Origin of the sequence: Longimicrobium sp. (assembly GCF_048594345.1) — a bacterium.
Classification (GTDB): Bacteria; Gemmatimonadota; Gemmatimonadetes; order Longimicrobiales; family Longimicrobiaceae; genus Longimicrobium.
Map to the genome: position 1 here is coordinate 67365 of NZ_JBMDXM010000035.1, position 7446 is coordinate 74810.

6 protein-coding genes and 1 pseudogene are annotated in these 7446 nt (G+C 70.7%); all 7 read left to right on the forward strand.

Annotation, left to right across the window (positions count from 1 at the left end; all coding sequences use genetic code 11):
* Nucleotides 1-19 precede the first annotated feature (19 nt).
* Nucleotides 20-958 (forward strand): 3-deoxy-8-phosphooctulonate synthase, encoded by a 939-nt coding sequence (kdsA, locus tag ACOJUJ_RS03715; RefSeq protein WP_420125499.1) that lies wholly within the window; start codon nt 20-22, stop codon nt 956-958.
* Nucleotides 951-1511 (forward strand): KdsC family phosphatase, encoded by a 561-nt coding sequence (locus tag ACOJUJ_RS03720; RefSeq protein ID WP_420125500.1) that lies wholly within the window; start codon nt 951-953, stop codon nt 1509-1511. The genes kdsA and ACOJUJ_RS03720 overlap by 8 nt, the downstream gene beginning before the upstream one ends.
* A 14-nt stretch (nt 1512-1525) precedes the next feature.
* A complete protein-coding gene (locus ACOJUJ_RS03725) occupies nt 1526-2521 on the forward strand; it encodes a KpsF/GutQ family sugar-phosphate isomerase (RefSeq protein ID WP_420125501.1) in 996 nt (331 codons plus the stop codon).
* A gap of 23 nt (nt 2522-2544) precedes the next feature.
* Entirely contained in the window at nt 2545-3081 is a 537-nt protein-coding gene (gene lptC, locus ACOJUJ_RS03730) for an LPS export ABC transporter periplasmic protein LptC (protein ID WP_420125502.1), read from the forward strand.
* Entirely contained in the window at nt 3078-4718 is a 1641-nt protein-coding gene (locus ACOJUJ_RS03735) for an LptA/OstA family protein (RefSeq protein WP_420125503.1), read from the forward strand. Before lptC ends, ACOJUJ_RS03735 begins: the two co-directional genes overlap by 4 nt.
* Nucleotides 4719-5227: 509 nt before the next feature.
* Nucleotides 5228-5947 (forward strand): annotated as a pseudogene (lptB, locus tag ACOJUJ_RS03740) (LPS export ABC transporter ATP-binding protein); the annotation flags it as partial.
* Nucleotides 5948-6348: 401 nt separating this feature from the next.
* On the forward strand, nt 6349-7446 hold a 1098-nt coding region (locus ACOJUJ_RS03745; RefSeq protein ID WP_420125504.1), incomplete at its 3' end, for a hypothetical protein.

Genomic DNA, 7446 nt, shown 5'->3' on the forward strand with positions numbered 1-7446 from the left:
ACGCAGCGGAGGCGGGGAGATGGCGGACGAGCGTCCTCCGAACCAGCGGACCCGCGAGAGGCTCGGGTACGTCTTCGGGCCGGAGGGATACGAGGCGCTCGAGGTCGCGGACGCGCCTGCGCCGTCGTCTTCTGCCGCGGACCTGTTCCGGGTGGGTGGGCCGTTCTTTCTGATCGCGGGGCCGTGCGTGCTGGAGGACGACGCGCTGAACCTGACCATCGGCGAGGCGCTGGCGCGGATGGCGGACGATCTCGGTCTGCCGATCATCTTCAAGGCGTCGTTCGACAAGGCCAACCGCTCGTCGCCGGGGTCGCCACGCGGGCCGGGGGTGGACGAAGGGCTGCGCAAGCTGGAGCGCGTCCGCACCGAGACGGGGCTGCCGCTGCTGACGGACGTGCACCTTCCGGAGCAGTGCGCGGCCGTGGCGGACGTGGTCGACGTGCTGCAGATCCCCGCCTTTCTGTGCCGGCAGACGGACCTCCTTGTCGCCGCGGGCGCCACGGGGCGGCCGGTTAACGTCAAGAAGGGGCAGTGGATGGCGCCGCACGAAATGCGGGGCGCCGCCGGCAAGGTCCGGGGCGCGGGGTCCTCCGCCGTCGCCGTGACGGAGCGGGGGACCTTCTTCGGCTACGGCAACCTGGTGGTGGACATGCGCGGGTTCGCCCTGCTGCGCGAGGCCTGCGACGCGCCGGCCATCTTCGACGGCACGCACTCCGTGCAGCGGCCAGGCGAGGGCGGCGGGATCAGCGGCGGCGAGCCGCGCCACATCCCCACGCTGGTCCGCGCCGCGGTGGCCGCCGGGGCCGACGCGCTCTTCCTGGAGACGCACCCGGAGCCGGCCAGGGGGCTGTCGGATACCACCAACATGCTGCCGCTGGACCGGCTGCGGCCGCTGGTGGACGAAGTGCTGGCGCTGCGGGCCGCGCTGGGGATGGGGAAGGAGGCCGCCCGTGCCTGAACCGATTCCGGCGGAGCTGGCGCGGCGCATCCGCATGGTGGTGTTCGACGTGGACGGCGTGCTGACCGACGGCGGCATCTACCTGGGCGCCACGGAGAGCGGCGAGGCCGTGGAGCTGAAGCGCTTCGACATCCAGGACGGCCTGGGAATCCAGATGATGAAGGCCGCGGGCCTGCGCGTCGCCATCGTCACCGGCCGCACCAGCGAAGCCGTCCGCATCCGCGCCGACGAGCTGCAGGTGGACGACCTGCACCAGGACACGACGGCCAACAAGGTCACGGCGCTGACGGCGATCCTGGAGAAGCAGGGGATCGCGTGGGAAGACACGGCGTTCCTGGGCGACGACCTGCCCGACATCGCCGTGCTGCGGCGCGTGGGGCTTCCCGCCGTCGTGGGCAACGCGACCAGCGACGCGCGGGCGTTCGCGCTGTGGCATGGGACGAAGGAAGGCGGCCGCGGCGCCGTCCGCGAGTTTGCCGAGGCGCTGCTGACCGCGCGCGGCGAGTGGGCGGGCGCGGTGGAAACCTACGTGCGCGAGCGGGAGCAGGCGTGAGCGGGACGGGGGTGATGGAATCCGTCGATGCGCTCGAAGGCGCGCTCTCGCTGGGCGAGACGCTGGCGCGCGCCCGCCAGGTGATCCGCATGGAGGCGCAGGCCGTCGCCGCGCTGGAAGACCGCATCGGAGACGGGTTCGCGGGCGCGGTGGAGGCGATCCTGGCCGCGCCGGGGCGGGTGATCGTCGCCGGCATCGGCAAGAGCGGCATCATCGGCCGCAAGATCGCTTCGACGCTGACGTCCACCGGCACGCCCGCCAGCTTCCTCCACCCGGTCGAGGCGCTGCACGGCGACCTGGGGATCGTGGGGAACGGCGACGTGGCCATTCTGCTCAGCAAGAGCGGGCAGAGCGAGGAGCTGCGCGGGCTGATGGAGTACCTGGGGCGGATGGGCGTCCGTACGGTGGCAATGACGGGGCGGGTGGATTCAGCCCTGGCCCGCCACGCGGAGTTCGTCCTGGACTGCTCCGTGGCCGAGGAGGCGTGCCCGCACGACCTGGCGCCCACCTCGTCGACGACGGCCGCGCTGGCGATGGGCGACGCGCTGGCCGTGGCGCTGCTGCTGCGCCGCGGCTTTGGCCGCGACGACTTTGCCCGCTTCCATCCGGGCGGGGCGCTGGGGCGCCGGCTGCTGCTGCGCGTGCGCGACGTGATGGTGTCGGACGACGTCCCCGCGCTGCCGCCGCACGCCACCATGCGCCAGGCCGTCGTCCTGCTGGCCGAGCGGCGCGGGACGGTGGCGGTGGTGGATGGAGACGGGGTGCTGCTGGGCGTGTTGACGTCGGGCGACCTGACGCGACTGATGGAGCGGGAGGAACACTTTTTCACCATCGCCGTATCGGAAGTGATGACCCCCACCCCTCGTACCACCGAGCCGGACCAGCTGGCCGCCGCCGCCGTGGGCGTGATGGAGCGGCACGGCGTGATGGCGCTGCCGGTGGTGGACGGGGACGGACGACTGGTGGGGATGGTTCACCTTCACGACCTGATGCGGGCGGGGGCGGTTTGATGCGGATGCGCAACCTTGTGTGGATGCTGGCTTTGACGGTCGCGGCCGCCGCCTGCGAAACCCCGCCGGCGGGGATCGGACCGGTGGCCGCGGACGCCGACGCCACCCAGCGTACCTACGGGATGAACCTGAAGCTCACCGAAACGGGGATCCTCAAGGCGGACCTGTACGGCGACACGGCGTTCACCAAGCCGAATACCGAGGTGACGGAGCTCAAGGGGGTCAAGCTGACCTTCTACGACTCGCAGGGAAAAAAGCCCGGCAAGCTGACCTCGCGCACCGGCGAGTACGACGCGCGGACGGGGATCATGATCGCGCGCGGCAACGTCGTCCTGGTCACGCACAACGACAAGGGCGAGCAGCGCATCATCAAGAGCGAAGAGTTGCACTACGACCAGCGCGGCGACCGCGTGTGGAGCGACCGCGAGACCATCATCGACGAGGCGGGGCGCCACGCGGTGACGGACGGCTTTACCAGCGACACGCGCTTTACCAACATGCGCGGCAAGAACGCCAAGAGCACCGGCATTCGCGTGAACGCCGGCGAGGGCGGCCTGTGACGCGCATCCGCCGCGCCCTTCCGCTTCTGCTCGCGCTGGCCGCGACCCTCGGCTTCTCCGGCGGAGCCGCGGCGCAGAACGTGTGCAACCTGATCTACCAGACGGGCACCTGGGTGTCGGTGGGCGCAGAGAGCCAGCGGGTGATCAACGCCAGCGGCCCGCTGCTGGTCCGCTGCAACAACGGCGAAGAGCTGCGGGCCGACAGCGCCGTCATCTACGAGGCCATCAACGAGGTGCACCTGTTTCGCCGCGTGGACTACCAGGACCCCACCCGCGCGCTGACCTCGGACTACGCCACGTACAACGGCGGCACCGGGCGGCTGTGGGCCACGGGGAGCGTGGTGTTCACCGACAAGAACCGCGGCAGCACCCTGCGCGGGCCCAACCTGGAGTACTACCGCGCCGGCGCCACCCGCCCCGACGCGCAGGCCATCGCCACCGAGCGCCCGCACCTTACCGTGGCCCCGCGCCAGGGCAGCCGCGGCAAGCCCATGGAGATCGACGCGGACCGCATCACCACCGTCGGCGAAAAGTTCATGACCGCCGAGGGCCGGGTGGTGATCGAGGGGGAAGAGATGGACGCCTGGGCGCAGGAGGCGTACTACGACGCCGACCAGGAGCGCATGGAGCTGCGCCGCGAGGCCCGCGCCAAGGGCGAGAGCTACGAGCTTACCGGCGACTTCATCCAGTCCGATCTGACCGAAGGGTCGGTGGACGAGGTGCTTTCCCGCGGCAACGCGCGGCTGGTGGAGTCGCGGCTTCGCGTCACCGGGCCGCAGCTGCGCCTGTTCTTTGCCCGCGACTCGCTGCAGCGGCTGGTGAGCGGCCAGCTTCCCGGCACCGCGAACGACAGCGCGGCGGTCAAGGGGCGCTCCGTGGCGCTGGCGCGCGGGTTCCGCATGGAGGCCGATTCGCTGGAGGCGCTTACCCCCGGGCAGCGCATCCGGCAGGTGATCGCCGTGGGCATGGCCGAGGGGCAGTCGTGGGACACCACGCGCGTGGCCGGGCCCGACCTGTCCGACCCCGCCGCGCCCGACACCGTGCCCACGCAGGCGCTGGGCGAGCAGGACCTGATCTTTGCCGACACCATCACGGGCTTCTTCAAGGAAGACACGGTGGCGCCCGGCGCGGCGCGTCCCGCGTCCACGCCGGCGGATTCGGCGAACGGGGCGGAGCCGGTGCCGCCGCGCGCGGCCCCGGCCGACAGCGCCGAGGCGGAGCTGGAGCGGATGCTGGCGACCGGCAACGCGCGTTCGCTGTACCGGATGACGCCCAGCCGCGAGGAAGCAGCGGACACCACCCTCAAGCGCGGCATCAACTACGTGATCGCGGACACGATCGACCTTTCGTTCGCCGAGGGAGAGGTGAACATCGCCACCGTGCGCGGCCTTAAGCGCGGCGTGTACCTGGACCCCATCAAGGCCGACAGCGCCGGCGGCGACTCGCTGCGCGTGGACACCGGGCAGGTGGCCGCCGGCACCCGGGCGGACTCCGCCGCGGCGCCGCCGACGGTCCGCCCCGCCGCCGGCGACGTGCCGGACGCACCGCCGTCCACGCCTCCGGCCACCACACGGGCGGCACCCGCCACGCCCGCGGCGGGCGAGCGGCGCCCCGGCGCTCCGGGGGCGCGCCGATGAGCGGCTTCGACACGCTGGTGAGCGCCACCGGGCCCGGCGACCTGAGCAAGCTGATCGCCCTGCGCGCCCTGGTGGACCGCGTGAACGGCGACGGCACGGTGGAGCGCGCCAGCTGGCTGACGGGCGTGCGCGAGGAGTACCACCGCTGGTACGCGCGCGACGGCGGGCAGCCGGAGGCGTTTGCCGCCGGCGAAACGGTGCACTACCTGGATGAGCACATCGTCGGCGGCCTGGCGCGGGACGGGGTGCTGGAGCCGATCTCGCGCTCCGGGGCCGAAGCGTCGCACCCGGGCGGCGAGGTGACCTGGACGGCCGTGCGGCTGAGCCCCTGGGCCGCCCGGGACGTAGACGCGCGCCGGGGCGAGGTGCTGGCGCTGCTGGACGGCCGCATCCGCGGCTTTCTGGAGCACACGCGCACGGCTGACGTGGCGCCCGCGGCCCCGCTGCACCTGCCGCCCGCGCCGGCGGAAACCCCCACGCACGGCGTGGAGGTCGTCAATCCGGGCGGAATGCTGGTCCCCGGCGGCGCCACGCTCAGCGCCCGCGGGCTCATCAAGACGTACCGCAAGCGGCGCGTGGTGAACGAGGTGGACCTGCAGGTCTCACAAGGCGAGATCGTGGGCCTTCTGGGACCCAACGGGGCGGGAAAGACCACCAGCTTCTACATGATGGTGGGCCTCATCCGCCCCGACCGAGGCAAGGTGTTCATCGGGGACCGGAATCTTACCGGCGTCCCCATGTACCGCCGGGCCCGCGCGGGGATCGGGTACCTGGCGCAGGAGCCGTCCATCTTCCGCAAGCTCACCGTGGAAGAGAACGTGATGGCCATCCTGCAGATGATGCGCATTCCCCGCGCGGAGCGGAAGAAGCGGCTGGAGACGCTGCTGGACGAACTGTCCATCAAGCACGTGCGCAAGAGCTACGCGTACGCGCTGTCCGGCGGCGAGCGGCGGCGGCTGGAGATTACCCGCGCGCTGGTGGGCGACCCCAAGTTCATGCTGCTGGACGAGCCGTTCGCCGGCGTGGACCCCATCGCCGTGCACGACATTCAGCAGATCGTAAGCGACCTGCGGCGGCGCGGCATCGGCGTGCTCATCAGCGACCACAACGTAGAGCAGACGCTGGACATCGTGGACCGAGCGTACATCATGTACGACGGGCGGGTGCGGGTGTCGGGAACGGTGTCGGAGCTGGTGTGGAACGAGGAAGTGGCCGAGCTCTACCTGGGCCCCACCCTGGCCGCGCGCATGCGGGAGCGCTACCCCAACCCCGCGCTGCAGCGGGGCGGGGAGCCGTTGCCGGTTGTGGTGGATGCGGAGCCCCGGGATGCCGGGCAGGCATACGGGGGTGAGATGGAAGGATGGTTGGACGCTCCGCGCGAGGGGAATGCGCGCGAGGCGGAAGGCGGGAACGCGACGGGGCCGGCGGCCCGCGGCGCGGTGACGGAAACGGACGGCACGGGGCCCGCGGGCGCCGCTCCGTCCGCGGCAGACGACCACGGGCCGCACTCGGCGGCGCCGCACGATGGGCCGGATCCGCAGGCGGCCGGGCCCCGCTCCGCGCATGGTGACGAGCGCGGGCCCGGGTACGCGCAGGACGGCACGCGGAATCCACAACAGGACGAAGCGGTATGAAGACGGGTCTTGACCAGGGAACGACGCTCAAGCAGGAAATGAAGATCAATCCTCGCCTGTACCAGGCGATGGATCTGCTCTACATGCCCCTGCTGGACCTGCAGCAGCACCTCAAGCAGGAGCTGCTGAACAACCCCTTCCTGGACCTCGTGGAGCCGGACGCCGAGGAAGAGGTCAAGCAGGAAAAGGACGAAAAGGAAAAGACCGAGGACGACGAGATCGACTGGGAGGAAATTCTCCTGAACGGTTTCGAGACCGGCGGCCGCCGCGAAGAGTACGAGGAGCGCGAGTACTACGAGCCCGTCTCGGTAGACACCAAGGACCTCGGCGACCACCTGCACGACCAGCTTACCCTGCTGCGACTGTCTGAGCGCGAGCTGCTGCTGGGTGAGGAGATCATCGGCAACATCAGCGACGAGGGGTACCTCGTCTGCAACCTGGAAGAAATCGTCACCACGCTGAACGACTTCGTGCGGCTGAGCGACGAGTTCGACGGGGTGCGGCCGTACGCCATGGACGAGGCGGAGCGCATGCTGCGCACCATCCAGGGCTTTGATCCGGCCGGAATTGCCGCGCGCGACCTGCGCGAGTGCATTCTGCTGCAGCTGCGCGACAGCGCGCTGCAGGAGCTGATCAGCGAAACGGGCGAAACCGAGCCGGAGCCGGCCGAGGTGGACCGCCGCCTGGCCGACAGCCTGGCGTACCGCATTGTCCGCGACTACTTCGACCAGCTGATCAACCACCGCTGGAGCGAAATCAGCAAGGAGCTGTCGATCACCCCGCGTGACGTGCAGGACGCGGCCGACGAGGTGGCCAAGCTGGACCCCAAGCCGGGGCTCAAGTACTCGTCGGGGGGCGACAACTACATCATCCCCGACCTGATCGTCGAGAAGATCGAGGGCGAGTACCTGGTGTTCCTGAACGACTCCAGCCTGCCCCGGCTGAAGCTGTCGCGCGCCTACCGCGACATCGCCAAGGACAAGAAGAAGTTCGTCGGCGAGAACAAGGAGTTCATCAGCAACAAGCTCAACTCCGCCAACTGGATGATCCAGGCGATCGAACAGCGGCGGCAGACGATGCTCAAGGTGATGAAC